At 55.5% G+C, this 16,174-nt stretch carries 12 protein-coding genes; 8 read left to right on the top strand and 4 right to left on the bottom strand.

Translation table 11 applies throughout. From position 1 onward, the window contains the following. Window positions 1-15 precede the first annotated feature (15 nt). Window positions 16-255 (bottom strand): hypothetical protein, encoded by a 240-nt coding sequence (locus tag RE6C_RS28810; RefSeq protein WP_236618600.1) that lies wholly within the window; start codon window positions 253-255, stop codon window positions 16-18. Window positions 256-295: 40 nt separating this feature from the next. Continuing rightward, window positions 296-973: a hypothetical protein gene (locus tag RE6C_RS28805; RefSeq protein ID WP_008662494.1), complete on the bottom strand. Its 678-nt coding sequence runs from the start codon at window positions 971-973 to the stop codon at window positions 296-298. A 315-nt stretch (window positions 974-1,288) separates the two neighbouring features. Here RE6C_RS28805 and RE6C_RS28800 point away from each other — a divergent pair, with 315 nt between their 5' ends. The 8 genes from RE6C_RS28800 to RE6C_RS28765 all read left to right on the top strand — a co-directional run bounded on the left by RE6C_RS28800 (window position 1,289) and on the right by RE6C_RS28765 (window position 12,443). Next, on the top strand, window positions 1,289-1,810 hold the full coding sequence (locus RE6C_RS28800; RefSeq protein ID WP_008662493.1) for a hypothetical protein: 522 nt from the start codon (window positions 1,289-1,291) through the stop codon (window positions 1,808-1,810). A 237-nt stretch (window positions 1,811-2,047) separates the two neighbouring features. Next, window positions 2,048-4,243: a pilus assembly protein PilM gene (gene pilM / locus RE6C_RS28795; RefSeq protein WP_008662489.1), complete on the top strand. Its 2,196-nt coding sequence runs from the start codon at window positions 2,048-2,050 to the stop codon at window positions 4,241-4,243. Window positions 4,244-4,386: 143 nt separating this feature from the next. Then, window positions 4,387-5,478: a glycoside hydrolase family 43 protein gene (locus RE6C_RS28790; protein WP_008662488.1), complete on the top strand. Its 1,092-nt coding sequence runs from the start codon at window positions 4,387-4,389 to the stop codon at window positions 5,476-5,478. Window positions 5,479-5,665: 187 nt separating this feature from the next. Further along, window positions 5,666-6,187 (top strand): Holliday junction resolvase RuvX, encoded by a 522-nt coding sequence (gene ruvX / locus RE6C_RS28785; protein WP_008662486.1) that lies wholly within the window; start codon window positions 5,666-5,668, stop codon window positions 6,185-6,187. A 102-nt stretch (window positions 6,188-6,289) separates the two neighbouring features. Beyond that, entirely contained in the window at window positions 6,290-7,927 is a 1,638-nt protein-coding gene (locus RE6C_RS28780) for a C25 family cysteine peptidase (RefSeq protein WP_236618599.1), read from the top strand. 8 nt (window positions 7,928-7,935) lie between these two features. After that, window positions 7,936-9,447 carry a sulfatase family protein gene (locus tag RE6C_RS28775; RefSeq protein ID WP_039963794.1) on the top strand — a complete coding sequence of 504 codons (1,512 nt, stop codon included), beginning with the start codon at window positions 7,936-7,938 and terminating at the stop codon, window positions 9,445-9,447. Between the two features lie 660 nt (window positions 9,448-10,107). Beyond that, the gene (locus RE6C_RS28770) at window positions 10,108-11,280 is read left to right on the top strand and encodes an FAD-dependent oxidoreductase (RefSeq protein ID WP_008662480.1); all 1,173 of its coding nucleotides are present in this window, start codon (window positions 10,108-10,110) and stop codon (window positions 11,278-11,280) included. A 449-nt stretch (window positions 11,281-11,729) separates the two neighbouring features. Next, window positions 11,730-12,443, top strand: a complete 714-nt coding sequence (locus RE6C_RS28765) for a hypothetical protein (RefSeq protein WP_236618598.1) — start codon at window positions 11,730-11,732, stop codon at window positions 12,441-12,443. Between the two features lie 980 nt (window positions 12,444-13,423). On the opposite strand, the gene RE6C_RS28755 is transcribed toward RE6C_RS28765, so the two are convergent. Together RE6C_RS28755 and RE6C_RS28750 are read right to left on the bottom strand one after the other, a co-directional pair. Beyond that, window positions 13,424-14,302, bottom strand: coding sequence for a hypothetical protein (locus RE6C_RS28755; protein WP_008662475.1), 879 nt, complete (start codon window positions 14,300-14,302; stop codon window positions 13,424-13,426). A 302-nt stretch (window positions 14,303-14,604) separates the two neighbouring features. Then, entirely contained in the window at window positions 14,605-15,846 is a 1,242-nt protein-coding gene (locus RE6C_RS28750) for a cytochrome-c peroxidase (RefSeq protein WP_039963805.1), read from the bottom strand. Window positions 15,847-16,174: the final 328 nt, after the last annotated feature.

Below are 16,174 nucleotides of genomic sequence, written 5' to 3'. Positions count from 1 at the left end.
GCAAGTGGTGTTCGTCTATCGGAATACCGCCGAAATCGCAATAAAAAAGGGCACGAGCACAGCACCAATCACAATTCCGTTCACAAGGCCAGAACGCCCTCGCAATCCGACATTGATTGCTGCGCCGGCTAGCGCTAACGTGATTGGAATCCCGATCAACGGATACGGACGAAGAAGCAAGTAGAAGTGTATTGCCAATGCGGCAAAAAAGGTTGCAGCGAGCAGGCGAGCGATCGTCGTGGTTCGAATGTCCATGTTCACGACTCAAGTGCAATCACAACAAGAATGATCCAGGTCATTTTTCGCGACGCGGATTGGTCTCGATCAAGTCAATCGATCGCTGCACCTTGCTAGAACCAAGCCGCTGCATTCGACCGAGGTCATCCGCCATCATACCGGCATCAACGGACGGCGGCACTAAGTTGGCGTCCGCGTCTGAACGAGATGCTGACTCACTGGCAGGATTGGAATGTCGTTGGGAAAGACCGGCTGTGGCACCGTTCGGCTGTGTCGCGGACGACAACGACGATTCAGCGGGTTTGAGCTCCAAGAGAATCCAGTTCCGGTGCACCGATGTATCGAAGGAGTCGGGTCTTGAGTGCGAAGCGTTGTCGTTCAGCGGCAGAAGCACCCGCCATCTTTTTTGATGCATGTCAATGCGACTCGGAAACAGGATCGCATCTGCTTTACCACCTCTTCGGTACAGATCGATTGCCCATCCAGTCTCGCCAAGCAGCAACTGATAATCCAAACGGCGTTCGCCACCTCTTGTATCGACGAGGCGAATTGAATTCTTATCGACAACAACCGTTTCAATGTTCGTTGGATTGGTATGCGACTTTCCATTCCTTTCGGAAGAAGCAACTTCCCACTGGCCGATCACCCCATCCCGAAATTCGCGAATGGGTGACTCGGCATGAAGTTCTGCTGCTGCGACCGCCAAGAATGCAATCGCGATGAATTTCAAAACCATGGGTGACCTCCGTGTAATGACACTGCCGATTCAATGGATTCATTTTCAGTTCGCCGAACGCCCCGCGTCGCCTGGGCCGTACGTTGGCTATTCCTTCGAACCCAAAAGTACCACAACCAATCGCAAACGGAGAGATATATTTCTGGGTTTCGAGCCGACGACATCAGTCTTCCGACGTCAAATTTCGATGTGGTATCCAATGAAGCTTTCCATTGACTTCCCTGTCTCAACTGGCGTTTCCCAATGCGGCTCTTCGCTCTTCCGCTCTTGTTGTTCGGGCTCGTGGCCCCTTGTTTTTCAGCCGAACAGAATCGGGTGACGATTCAGTGGTTTGAACTCGATTCGACACAGGAACCCGAACTGACGAAGAAACTGGCGAGCTCAAGTTCGATCAAGAACTCCAACAAAGTTCTCGCCGAGCTTGGTGACTGCAAATCTGCGCGTTTGATGGTGCACCATGAAATAAGTGTCACGCCGGGAAGTCGCGTGCATCAATCGACCACGATGGGCGACACCACGTTCAAACTCAACCTGCTGGTCCGGCCTGGTGACCAGGAAAGCTACACTTTCCAATACGCGTCCTCGCTGGAAACTCTCGCACCGGGGCAGGACATTGCCCGACGAACCGCGGTCAAGAAGATTGCCTCGGAGTTCAAGCTGTCTCCAGGCAAGAGTTTCGTGCTGACAGGCTTGGATCGACACGGCCGTGAGAATGTCACCACACAAGTGCTGGTCGTTCGCTCGCATGGTCCAGCCCAAGAACAGTCTGACGAAACCGCTCAAAATGGGCTGGAAGCCTATTCAAGTCCTGAAGCATCACCTTCGAATACAGAGTGACACGGTTCATGGGCTCTCTGTTCCCGATGGAAACGCCGTCGTCTCTTGGCGTCGCTACTCACCAACTCCAAGACTCATTCGTCGCACGACTGCGGTCGCCCGCCATCCCCAAAGTGAAGAAACGATAAACATTCGGTGTGAGGTTGGTGAACCCTCGTTTCGAAGCCTTCCCGAGTAGCGAGGCATCACTAAGCTCAAGCGATTGGTTTCAATGATGCCTGGCTTGGGTTCAAAACGATGTCCGTTTCTTCTTCCACCTCCGCAACGCTAGCGTGCGGCGCGTGCAAACACTCGAACGCTCCCGAAGCTCAATTCTGTGGCGGGTGCGGGCATTTCCTGCACGAAAAATGCGTTCAGTGTGGCGGCTTGGTAAGCCTGACTCAAAAGTTTTGTGTCGGTTGCGGGCAAGACCTGAACGCGTGGTTGGAGAAACGAATTGAGGAACAAAGGACCAAGCTCTCCGATGCCGTGACCGCTGCGAAAAGCCACAACTACGACCGTGCCTTGGGTTTGCTCAATCTTTTGGCGAAGAGCGATGACTATCGTTTTCAGGCCGTTCGAGAACAAGCCGTTGCGGCGAAAGGCAAAGTCGAGAGCCTGCAGGAAAAGGTTCACACCCAAGCCAGCCAGCGCATCGCTGCAGCAAAAGATGCTCACTCACAAAACGATCTTTCGACCGCGGTCAAACTACTGGCTCAAGTCCCTGAAAACTTGCTTGACGAAGAGTCCCGCTGCATCCTTCAAAGCAGTCAGGTTCACCTGGATCAACTGAAAACACTGCATAGCGACCTGCAGCAAGGATTGGCTGAAAAGAGCTACTCCCAAGTCGCGGGACTTCTGCAACAACTGTTGGAACTGCAACCCAACAACCAAAAGTATCAACAGCTTTCTCGACAAGTTGGTGACAAGCTACTGCGTCGAGCTGAGAAACTGTGCGCTCGACAGGAATATCAGATGGCTCGCAACGCCCTGAATTCGCTTCCGACGATATGCCACAACAATCAGTTCGCGGCCCTCTCCCGTCGCAGCGAATTAGCTTGTTGGCTTTCGAAACAATTCGACGTGGAACCTTATGCGACCAACGCTCTCGGCCGACTGGCCATGCGTTATGCGAAGGAGTTCCCTTCCGACGGAAAGGCTGCCGATTGCGTCAAACAACTCGCCAAAGCGGTGAAGTCAAAACGCGCGACCGCGAGAGATGGCCTGTCCCCGTGGCGAACCAAGCCAGAAAGCTGGATTGGTGGACGAGTTGGCGTTCTCGCCAACCCCCAATCGTTGAACCTCGACGAATTGGCTGAACGCCCGCCATCGTTCGCACCTTTCGCGGAAGCCATCGGATTGGCATTGCACGCACTCGGACTCAGCCGCATCAGTGGCAATCTGCTGCCGAAAAAAGGCGTGATGTCAAAACTCGGCTTGGGTAAAAGCAAAGCGGTTTGGGGCATCGACGTTGGTGCATCCGGAATCCATGCGATCAAGATGCGAGTCGAAAAAGGCTCTGACCAGCCGATCGTGGAAGCCGCCCATCGAGTAGAGCTGAAGAATCCAACTTGCCGCGGTGGATCAAAATCGGCGAGCGAATTGATCCCCGAAGCCATCACGCGACTGATGGAAGAAGTCGATGTCTCCGACTCAAAGGTCTACGCGAATTTGCCCGCATGCGAGGGCATCGCTCGGTGCTGCGAGTTGCCGCCAGTCAAAGACAAAGACGCGGAACGCCTGATTGAAACCGAAGTCAAAACCCGAATTCCGATTTCATCCGATGATCTGGCTTTGATCACTTGGATTGCACCTTTGCAAAAAGGCAACACGGTCGGGCGTCCCGTCGTGATGGCCGCCGCAACAAAGCTCACCGTCAGCCGACGTGTCGATCTACTTGGCATCGGTGGATTGAAACTGGATGGCTTGGTTCCGTCTCCGATCGCGCTGGCCAACTTCGCGGCTCACGAGTTCTCCGAGCTACTCGCACCGCCAGCCGACAAATCGGCAAAGAAGAAATCGAAGACCGGCGAGGAAAGATCGGACGATTCCAGCGAAGACGAATCATTCAGTGCGACCTCCTCCAGTAAACAACCGACGCTCGCACTGATTGACGCGGGTGCATCCAAGACAACGATGCTGTTGATCTCCCCGGTATCGATTTGGTTTTGGTCTCACGAGAGTGGTGGCGAAGACATTACCGCCGTGGTCGCTCGAAGAACCAAAACCACCGCGGAGGATGCTGAGCAATCCAAACGAAATCTGGCATCGATCCAGGAGCCTCACGAGGTCGACGACGACATTCTCGAAAAACAGGAAATCACTCGAGCTCGACTTCGAAAACTCTTCGAAGAAGCCGACAAAACGTTCCGTCACTTTGACATCCAAGAAACTTGGTGCCTCGGCTCCGCTCATCAACAGCACGGTTTCCTGCGCCGCGTGTTGATGAAATAGCTGATTCTTGTCTTCCGCGATTCCGCCAAATTTAGCGCTCTGTTGTCTCCGCCCAGCGTACCGGACTAGGATGACAACCAATCTTTGCGTCACAGACGCTCCGATGGAGACATTGTCTAGTTCTTGTTCAAGCGGAAATATCGATGAGTGCTGATGGCGGATGGCGTGTGCGACTGGCAGCGGCCTTGATTTTGACGTGTATTCTTGGCCTTCTACCCGCGGCGAAAGCCGACGCCCAGGATTCTCCGATCGATGGCGAAGGCCAAATTTTCCACAATCCAATCGCGAAGGGGGCCGACCCTTGGGTCATTCGAGATCCGCACAAACCTCGCTATCTGTGGTGCAAATCGGACAACGATCGCGGCATCCTCATTTTCGAAAGCGACGATCTCACCAGACTCGGCAAGCGACACCTCGTTTGGAAAGCCCCTGACGAAGGACCTTATTCAAAAGAAGTCTGGGCACCCGAACTGCATGCGATCGGAGATCGGTACTACGTCTACTTTGCCGCATCGGATGGCGACAACGCGAACCATCTCACGTACGTCTTAGAATCCAAAACGTCCGATCCGCTGGGTGAATTCACCTTGCACGGACCGATGGCCACCGGCGATGGCAAGGACGGCCAATCGCCCAACGTTTGGGCGATCGACATGACCATCCTCCAACACAACGACAAACTTTTCGGGATCTGGTCAGGCTGGGACAAACCGGGCAGCGACAACCAATTCCTGTACATCGCACCGATGAGTTCACCAACCAAACTTTCGGGACCTCGGGTTCTCATTTGCGACAACGACGACCACCTTTGGGAACGCGTCGAGCCGGACACATCTCAACGCGGGCTGAATGAAGGCCCCGAGATTTTCCAGGCGAAGGGAAAGACGTCGCTGCTCTATTCCTGCGGCGCTTCGTGGCTACCAACTTACAAACTTGGTCGACTCGAACTCGTCAAGGACGATCCATTGGCTGAGGGCGCGTGGCAAAAGATGCCGGAACCAGCCTTCGAAAGTACCGAAGCAGTCTACGGTGTCGGCCATTCATGCTTTGTCCAATCACTCGACGGCAAACAGTGGTGGCATATCTTTCACGCGAAAGTCGGTCCCGAACCTGGATGGAACCGAGCACTCCACTTGCAACCGATGAAAGTTGCCGATGATGGAACGCCACTCCTTGGATCGCCGCTAGACCGCACGACTCCGATTCAAAGTCCCAGCCGGCCAAACACTCAGTGAAAAAGAGTAAAGCGGACCGCTTAAGGCGGTGCGAAAAGATTCCTTGTCTTGTTCACTAAAGTAGGACATGACTTGGAGTGCTCTACTTTGGCCCTTCAAGATAGAATCAACTGGATCACTCGCCGGACGGATCACCGACCGGCGAGTGATTCTTTTTTGATTCGACTCCATTTCGCCCATCATCTGAATGTCCACTCCCACCACCACTGCCGACGACGGATTCCCTGCGACCGGACGATTGGCATCGGTCGACTACGGAACCGTTCGCATCGGCGTCGCGATTTGCGATCCCGACTGGATTCTGGCCAGTCCCCTGGAAACCCATCCGGTCAGCACGCCGGAGAAAGACGCTCAGTACTTCATTGACCTCGCGAAGTCGGAACGGATTGCTGCTTGGGTCGTTGGCCTTCCAATTCACTGCGACGGTGGCGAAAGCGACAAAAGCAAAGAAAGCCGAAAATTCGCGGCCTGGTTGAAAGAAAACACCGGACTGCCGACGCGGCTGTTCGATGAGCGTTTCACAACTGTCGCGGCCAATGCCAAAATTCGGCAGGGAAAAACAACACGAAAAAAGACCAAACAACGCGTCGATGCCGTTGCTGCACAAGTCTTGCTGGAATCGTTTCTGGAAGCCTGCCGCTACCGCGGCGAATTGGCGGGCCACCGCCTGGAAGATTCAACTTCCGATGAGTCGCTCGATGATGCATGATGGAGCAGAACGTTCCGTGTTTTGCCCGAGTCGACGCTGTGTTTTGCCCCAGTCGACGTTGTCACTGGACGAACTCAAAACCTTTCGAAGAGATGGATCGCAATGAATCGTCGCCCCCTTTCTTTTGGCTTATGCTTGCTGGCTCTGCTAGTGCTGGTGGCAGTTTTCTTCCCCGCCACTGCGAATTCGGCCGATGACGTGGATGTCATCGTGGTCGCCTCACCAGAACTGGACGCAGCCCTGCAACCCTGGATCGACATGAGATCCCAGGAAGGACTTCGAATCGCGACCGTTCGACCAGCGAACACCGCGACGCTCACCCACCAAGAAATCTGGAACGCTGGTGGAGCCGCGACTCGCTACATCGTTCTTGTTGGCGACACCCCCGATTTCGACACGCGTCGCAATCAATCGCATCAGATTCCCACCTGGATGATTCCTGCTCCGATCACCTCGCGATTCGGATCCACGTCCACGCTGCCCACCGATCTTCCTTATGGTGATCGCGACGGCGATCGGGTCAGCGACGCTGCCATCGGCCGTTTGCCAATTCAGTCTGCCGAGCAATTGGCCAGTGTGGTCCAGCGAATTGAAGCGTACGAAAACTCCGACGACTTTGGACTCTGGCGACGCTCGTTTCAATTGACCGGCGGAGTCGGTGGCTTTGGGGCGATGGTCGACACCGCCATCGAATCCGTCACTCGCGGAGTGATCACGACGGTTCTGCCAGCGGATGCGAAACCACAAATTGCCTATGCCAGTCCCAACCATCCGTTTTGCCCTCCCGGCAAATCGTTCACCGATGCGGTCCTGAATCGCTATCGCACGGGTGCACGCTTTTGGGTGTACGCGGGCCACGGCCAAATCGATCGCCTCGAACTGCTGCAAACAACCGCGGCGGATGGGACGCCGGCAGCCCGCGAACAATGGTCGGTCGAGTCTTTGCTCAATAACCAAAACGCAACGCAACTGAAACGTGCTCCCAATGGCGCCACGATCGCCGTCCTGTTGGCTTGCTTCGCCGGTGCTTACGACGCACCGGGAGACTGCTTGGCCGAACGAATGATGCTTGCCGACGGAGGCCCGATCGCGGTGATCGCGTCGTCGCGTTTGTCGATGCCCTATGGAAATGCGTGCATGGGTTTGGGGCTGCTGCAATCGGTGTATTCGGGTGGTCCTCAGAATACGGGTTGCGATCGCATCGGCGATGCGATGTTGCATGCCGCTCGCAGTCTGCAATCCCAGCAACAGGCAAAACAATCCACCATGCGAGTCATGGTCGACACCCTCGCCTCGATGATCTCGCCAGCTGGAACGGATCTCCAGCAGGAAAGACTCGAACATGCGGCGCTCTATCAACTTCTCGGCGACCCCACGTTGCGATTGCATCCACCCCAACCGCTGGATCTGTCCATCGAGCCATCGGAAGAAGACGCCCTAGCCGGCGAGACCGCTCGTTCGCTCAGCATTGCCGTCACCAGCCCCATCGCGGGAACCCTAATCATCGCGATTGAAAGACCGCTGACCGCGATTACGCAAACACCCGCTGATTCAACCAACGAACACGACGCGCACGGCACCACGATCACGGAACACAAGATCGAAGTGCCAGCCGGCAAACGCATCCTGCAAACGCTGCAGCTTCCGCTCGGAGAATCGGGTCCCTTGATCATTCGAGGTTTCGTTCATGGTAAAACAGGGTGGGCCAGCGCTGCCCAAAGAACCTTCCTCCCTGATTGACCCACCCCATGCGACTCCCCCACCTTCTGGCTTTATGCCTTCCTGCCTTTTTTACCGCACTTCCAGCCTCCGCCACCGCCCCTGAAGATATCGCGGGATCACGACCCAACATTGTCGTGATCTACATGGACGACATGGCTTATGCCGACATTGGCCCTTTTGGTGCCCAAGGCTACTCCACGCCGAACCTGGAACGGATGGCCAGCGAAGGCCGCAAATTCACCGATTTCAGCGTTTCATCCGCTGTCTGTTCTGCCTCGCGTTCGGCTCTTCTCACCGGCTGCTACCACCGCCGCCTCGGACTGTCTGGAGCACTCGGCCCGAAAGCCAAAATTGGTCTCGCGCCCTCCGAAACCACCTTCGCCGAAGTCTGCCGATCCGCGGGCTACCGAACCGCTTGTCATGGTAAATGGCACCTGGGACATCACCCCAAATTCTTGCCAACCAACCAAGGATTTGACCAGTTCTACGGCATTCCCTACAGCAACGACATGTGGCCGTTGCACCCCGACACCATCCGTCGTCAACAGAAAGATCCCCACGATCCAGGCAACTGGCCACCGCTGCCAATCATCGAAGCTGTCGCGGGCCAGCCCCCTCGAATTGTCAACGACAACGTCCAACCAGCGGATCAAGAACAGATGACGGTGGAACTTACACGCCGCAGCGTCGAATTCATCGAAGATCGATCCAGCGACAAGCCGTTCTTGCTGTATCTGCCTCATCCGATGGTCCACGTCCCGCTGTATGTCTCCGAGCGTTTTCGTGGCAAGAGCGGGGCAGGGCTGTTCGGCGACGTGATGATGGAAATCGATTGGTCGGTCGGCCAAATTCTTTCCGCGATTGAATCCATCGACCAACAAAAGAACACGCTCGTGATCTTCACCAGCGACAACGGACCGTGGCTTTCTTATGGCAACCACGCCGGCAGTGCCGGTCCCCTTCGCGAAGGCAAAGGCACTCAGTGGGAAGGCGGCGTTCGCGAACCAACTGTGATGTGGTGGCCCGACACCATTCCGGCTGGCACCACCTGCGACACGTTCTGCTCCACCATCGATGTGCTGCCAACGATTGTCGAGTTGACCGGCGGCGAGGCTCCCGAGCAAAAGATCGATGGCCACTCCATCCTGGACTTGATGTTGAATGTCCCGGGCGCGAAATCACCTCACGAATCCTTCGTCGGCTACTACGGCGGCGGACAACTCCAAACGATTCGCAACGAACGTTTCAAATTGGTTTTCCCGCATGCCTATCGAACGCTTGGTGATCGCACAGCAGGAAAAGACGGCATGCCCGACGGTTACGCGATGACCAAGTCTGGTTTGGAGCTGTACGACTTGGACGCCGACGTTTCAGAAACCACCAACGTGATCGAAGCCCACCCCGAAGTCGTCAAGCAACTGCAGGCCGCCGCGGATGCCTATCGTCAACAACTCGGCGACAAACTTCAAAAGGTCACGGGTTCAGAAATTCGCGGCCCCGGAAAGCTCACCGAAGACGATGCCCAACTGAAGTGGTGATGTCCGCGTTGACGATAATGAGTTTCTCGGTGGGGACCACCGAGAAACAGGTTGATCGCCATCCACGCAGGCCGTGACGTAGCAACGCGTAGACAAGGCTCCCATGCGTGTCACCTCTCCCGACGAAGGAGGTCGTGCAGTTTTGAAGTGCCGTGCTCGCAAGGTTGAAATCACCCTCCTGAACGCAGTTGGGGAGGTCGGAATGCGAGCGTTCAGCGAGAAGTTCCGGGGAGGTAGTGCGCGCCATATCCCATGCTCGGCCCTCACCCTCGCGTACGCCTGCACGGCGTCGCTCGACCTCTCCCCAAACTTCGTTTCGGGAGAGGTGCGCGGTGTGTAAATCTGCCGAAAAGCGGCATCAAAAAACTGCACGACCTCTTTGCCGGGAGTGGTGAGCCCTCTTTGGCGACCAATCGATCGATCCTTGACTCAACTAAACATGTGCACGTCGTACCTTTTCGGTGATCTGACAATCACAGATGCTTCACGAGGTCATGGAGAAGTTGCCCATACGTTCGCTGGGCCACTGGATCGCGACGACGCCTATCCCTCATGTGCACCGGCGTACGAACGCCGGCCGGTGTTAACAGTACAAACTTTCGCTTCGAATCAGTGACACACGGCGTTCGCCGCATACGTTCTTGAAAGGAGTCAATTCTCTTGGAAGTCGCAATACTGGGTGCTGGCGTCGCGGGTTTGGCTTCGGCGATTGCGTTGAAACAAGTCGGCATCGCGGTCCGTGTGTTTGAACGCAGAGAATCGGTGCACAATCTTGGTGCTGGCGTCGTGTGCTGGCCCAACGCAACCTTTGTGCTCTCGGAGCTCGGAATCCTAGATGAGCTGATGGCTGTCTCTGGACGAATCACCGCGATGAGACGCTTCACGCGAAACGATGTCGAGCTTGGGATTCTGGATGTTGGACAACTCGATGATGAGATGGGATGTCCCAGCCTCGCGGTGCTGCGTGAAGATCTGATGCGAGTGCTGCTGAGACGTGCCGAAGAGTGCGAAATTCCAATTGCCTTCAACACACACGCTACCTCGATTGAGCGCACTGGCGACTGTTGCCAAGTCATGTTCGATGATGGCAATTCCATTTCGCCAACGCTCATCATTGGTGCGGCCGGAAGAATGGACTCCAAGGCACGTCAATTCATCACGAATGACAATCGACCTGTCTATCAAGGATTCGTCAATTGGATTGGTATCCACCGATGGGAACAACCCGAATTCGACCGTTTGGAAGTCCATGACTATTGGGGTGTTGGAGCACGTTTTGGACTTGTCCCCGTATCTGCGCACACCGCCTACTGGGCGGGCGGCCTGGCTGTGTCGGATGTGTCGCTCGCCCAAGATCACCCCAGCATCGATCAGCTGAAGCAAGCGTTCGACGACTGGCCCGATCCCGTTGGCGAGATCGTACGATCCGCATCGGACAGCAACACAAAATGCGTGCCACTTTTCGATCACAACCCCGTGCCGAACTGGCATCGGGACAATGTGCTGATGATAGGAGACGCGGCGCATGCGGCGCTTCCAACATCGGGCCAGGGAGCTGCTCAAGCGTTGGAGGATGCTTGGTTCCTTGCTCGCGAAATTTCTGCGTCAGCAGGTGATCTGGAAACCGCGATGGCTGAGTTCACTCGAAAACGATTCAACAAGACGACTCGAGTCATCATGGGCGGGCGAGCTTTCGCGTCCAGCTTGTTTGAATCCGACGCGAAAGCTTGTGCGTTACGTGATCAGAAAGCGGTCGAAACAGACTACACCGCAATGGCTTCGGGAATGGCCTCTGCTTGGAGCGATGGACTGCCAATTGGCGGACAGCACTAGCTTGGGCTGATAAAGCTTGATGGTTGACGCGAAAGATGCGGTGTTGGTTTTGTTTCTGTCCCACGCCCCGAAGGGGCAGCTCTAAGATAGCCCCAGGCATCGCCTGGGGTGCGTTGCGGAGACTCCGACTTGAGACTTGAGCCCCAACGGGGCGGCCCCAAGGCAGACTCCCCAAGAATCCGCTAGGACCGCCCCGTTGGGGCTTTGCAAACTTGGTCCCGCCACAAACCAGCGAGTTGCCCTGGGCTGGCACAGGGCTGCCCCGTTGGGCGAAGTCGTGGGACAATACAGACGCGGTCCAAAGCAGTGCCAATCCCAAGAATCTGGCAGTCCAGCACTCGCCAGAACGCCAAGCCGCCGGCCTTCAGTTTTCAAGTGGAACATCGATCGCATACATTACGACTGGAGTAGTAATTCACCGGAATTCTGTTGGTCAGGCATCTTGGCAAATGACAAACCGCGATCGCGACACTCTGATCTCTGATCGCAACCATTCGGATTCAAAATCAGATCGGTTCATGCTGTCGACTGCAGACATCAACGCCTTGTCGAAGAAACGCATGTGGATACTTATCCCCGCCGCAACCGTTGGTGTTGTGGTCATGCTTGCATATTTCGCGGTAGTTGCCGCGTGGCGTGACTCCGTGGTGGCCTCTGCGAGGCAAAACTTTGGTGAATCGACCGCGGATGCACTGCCCATCGTGTTGATTCTTCCTTCGATTGGATTCTTTCTCACTGCGTTGATTTGGGGCGAACACAAATCCCAACGCTACGCATTGATCTGCCCCAACTGCAACGCAGACCTATCACGGTCCACGAAGCGCGTGGCGACGACGAGGTGCTGCAACTCTTGCGGTAAGCAGATCGTGGAGGGACCGCGAACTCATGGTCCCGAAGCATTTGAGCGACGTTCCCGAATTGAGCAACGAAAGTTTCTTATCTACTGGTTCTGGGCGTGGCCGATCTTGGGATCGTTGATGATTGGCTACCACTGGCTTTCGCCAACCGGATTCGAGGACTGCCCACACATGCTTTTCATGCCGGGGCTCATCGGCACGACCGCATCCGGCTGGGCATTCGCTCGAACGCTGGACAAACGCTATCTTCCACAGCTTGCAGGGTCTGCGATGGTCCTCTGCATTGGTTTCAGCGTTTTCTGGTGACACCAAAGATCGGCAAAACCAGTTAACGAATTGATATTGCAAGACTGCCGTGGCTTCAACACTGCTAAGGTGGACCGTTATGGGTAACACATCCAATTCGTTTGATGATTTGCCAGTCATGAGCGAGGCTGCGTGCGAACTGTCAAAACCATCGGTAAGTGCAAGATTGCTTGCGTTCTATTTGATCGCCTTCGTCATACTCTTGTTCACGATTCCTCCAACCAGCAAACACAGCTACCTGCCCGGTTTGATAATCGCGTTTCTTGTGGTGATGATTGGTGCCATCCAAGTTGCTCGCGTTGGTGCTTCAACAGCAACTGCATTCATCTACGGATGTGGTGCCTCGTTTCTATTCTTAATTCGATTAGGCCAAGTAGGTCATGTACCTCAGTGGCTCGAGGACACACCATCCACGCCTGTCGTACTCCTTTCTGGCGTCGCATGTTGTTTGTTTTCCGGCAGTTCCGCGGCGGCGATTGCAACATTCACGCGGAAGTCCAAACGCTTCCTACGTTCAAGCTGAAGCTTTCGCGGTCGTTTCACTTTAGGTGCGATCATCCAATGAATCCAATCGAACGGACCGCTTGTAATCAATGCACAACAGACAGAACTAGATTGAGATGCAAATCGCTAGTGCGCCCCGTACGCCCCGCAAAGTCGTTGACGGCAAACTGACTACGATGCTGTGTTCTACGCTCGGTTCGACAGGTCGTTAACCATCTTTCGGCATTTGAATAGTCGTGCGAAACCTTGCTGCATCCACGTAGAACCGGGGCTAACGCCCAAACGGCTAAAATGCTTTTGCCCGATCATTTTTGCCGAACTGAACAGTCACAGGACAGACGCCTGAAATGCAAGCAGAGACTCTATTTCTCGCTTGCATGACGAATGTCAGCTTTCGCCGGCCTAGCATATGCACACTGATGCTTGATGCGGCCCGTTCCAGTGGACCTGGCGAGAAGAACTCTCAAGTTGCGTGCCTAGCGGAACCACTGAGCCAGCGCGGTTGCGTGCAGTTGTTCGTATGCGTTGACGGTCGTTGACTCATTCACGTCAGGCCGCAGGAACTCCGCGATCATCTGGTCGGTTTGGTCGACCTTGCTTTCGATGCGGTGCATCCACAACGACTTCAGCGTCCCGATGCTGTCGAACAGGTCTGCTCGCATCATCATCATGACGCTATCAGCGACGCCTTGATTCGCCGCCGGCAAAGACGCTTGTTTCGCAACGTGCTTTTGAAAACCTTCTGTCATTGCGGCGCGAGTTAGCCAGGCGACCGTTTCGTGCGATGGCGTCGTGCTGCATTCTCTCGCGGCGGTGGCGTGAGATCGAGTCCGGGTGAGATCCATTCCAAACCGGGTCAACTCGGCATCGTAGGCGGAGATGCTGCCAACCAAGACGTCGATCCAACGCTCGGTCACACGTCGCAATCGATTCAGCCGAACCGCGTCACTCACACTGCAACCGCGACGATCCAAGATCGCCCATTGGACTCGGTTGCGTGCTTCCAGATGAGACAAATGGATGGCTTGCGTGATCGGCGAACACTCATCGGTTCCGTTTCGCCGGTCGATGCCGTCTCCGATCGCGGCCACGACACGTGTCAGCACTTCGCTGGCCAGAATCTCTTCCAGCACACCCATGTGGTCGGTCCACCAACATCGCATGCGGTAGAAGTCACCCGTTGATTTGACGCGATTGAACCTGGCCATGACCTGATGCCACAGGTCCAATCGATTTCGCGATGCGGACCAATACTGCGCAATGGCCTCGGGCGAAATCGGTCGGCGCTGCAACAGCATCGCTGGCCCATGATAGGCCAGGACGGAAGCAAGTTCGGTTAGCTGAACAACGTGCATGCAGAAACACTGGTAACAAGTCGGAAGACCTCCGCGGTCGAACCGATACCTATTTGCAGACGCCGCGCCGTCGGCACCTTTCCACCATCGTTTTCATCGCAAGTCACTGCGAATGGGTGACTTATGAAAAGCAGGCCCTTTCGGCCGCGTCCGCACATGCCGTCAAACGTTGTAAAAACGCCACACGAAGTGGAATCCTTGCAACGCGAAACGTTGTCGATACGAGGACGTTTTCGGGGGGCAAAGTTCCCTGCCTGTCTATGATTGCAGACGCTCCCCCGCAAAAACTCCCGGCAGCATCGCTACTCAGAAACAGCCCGCACGAACGGATCGCTCCATTTTTCGTCCGTCAGAATCGTGCGGTCGGTCAGCGTTTTCAGGAACGCGACCAGAGCCACTTTGGGCACTTCGGGCAGCCCCATCCCGTTGGCAGAGAAGTTCTCCAGCCGTCCGTCCAGGTTCGGATGCGGTTTGATGCTCCAGTTGTAGTGCTCGACGACTTGGTCAAGCGTGTGGAATCGTCCGTCATGCATGAACGGTCCGGTCAGTTCGACGTTTCGGAGCGACGGGGACTTGAACCGGCCGCGATCCATCTTGGCATTGCTGACCGCCCCCACGCCCAAGTCAACTTCGTCCGTGTCCGCGTCGACGCCGTTGACGGCAGGAGTCGTCATGGTGAAAAAGGCTGTTTGACGAGGCGGTCGCTTGGACGAATCGTATGGCTCGTCGGGCCGATGGGGATTGAACGGCAACGCGTTGCTCATGTGGCACGACGCACAATTGGCTCGCCGAAGAAAGACGTCCTTCCCCAGGTTCTCTTGTTCGCTGAAGTTAGGAAACGGCCTGCGATACGAACCGGCTTCTGCCAAACCAATGTCGTACTTCGATTGATAGGAAACGATCGAGCGAACAAATTGAGCCAACGCTTTCGCGACTCGATCGACCGTGACATCCGAAGACCCGAACGCCTTTATGAACAGAGGCGGATAAATCGGGTCCGCCGCCAATTGCGGAATCAACTTGTCCAGCTCATGGCCCATCTCGATCGGATTTTCAATTGGCATCAAGACTTGTTGTTCCAACGTACGAGCACGCTCGTCCCAGAAGAAACGACCTCGTTGATAGAAACGAGCATTCACAAGACTCATCGAATTGCGAGCGACCTTCTTTCCGTCAAAACCAACGCTCAATGGTTCGTCATCGGTGAACGACAACTCTTGTTTGTGGCACGACGCACACGAAACCGTTCCGTTGGCCGATAGCGATTTGTCGTAGAACAACACGCGTCCAAGCGTCGCTCCGTGATCGGTCAGCGGGTTGCCCGGCGGAGTGTTGTCAAAGCGTTCGACTGCGGATCGAAAGTGATCCGGCCAATCAATGTCGCTGTAGTTGAAAGGCGTCTCGGGCAGATTCAACACTCGCGTCTCAAACGCCCCGCCCTGCTCCGCCGCGTTCGACGACTTTGGAACGGGTTCCGCCGCCACACCTATTTCGCATCCGATAGAAAGCCAGCCCATCCAGCAAACGGCGACAAGGACGCTCACCGCCCTGCCCCGAACCATTCGTGAAGCAGTCCCTACGAAATGCGGATTCGTCATGCTTGGCATCGTGGCGTTTTCTTTGGAAAGCGATTTTTGACTCCGCGAGTTTAGCATTTTCACCGGACCTTTTCGCGGGCCGTTCTCTATCGAATGACCGCTGCACCGCCCTGCCCCGCCACCGAACCGCGCGCATCGCTGGCGGGTGGTGTGAATCAGCTCATTTGCAAAAACCGCGACAATCGGCGGCCAAAACGCCGGCAAACAGGGCAGAAATTTGCAATCACCAAACGCGAGTTTCTCTCGGCTGGCTCAGCGGGTACAAACGTTGGCT

The organism is Rhodopirellula europaea 6C (genome assembly GCF_000338295.1).
Taxonomy (GTDB): domain Bacteria; phylum Planctomycetota; class Planctomycetia; order Pirellulales; family Pirellulaceae; genus Rhodopirellula; species Rhodopirellula europaea.
This window is presented reverse-complemented; position numbering and strand designations above follow the sequence as displayed.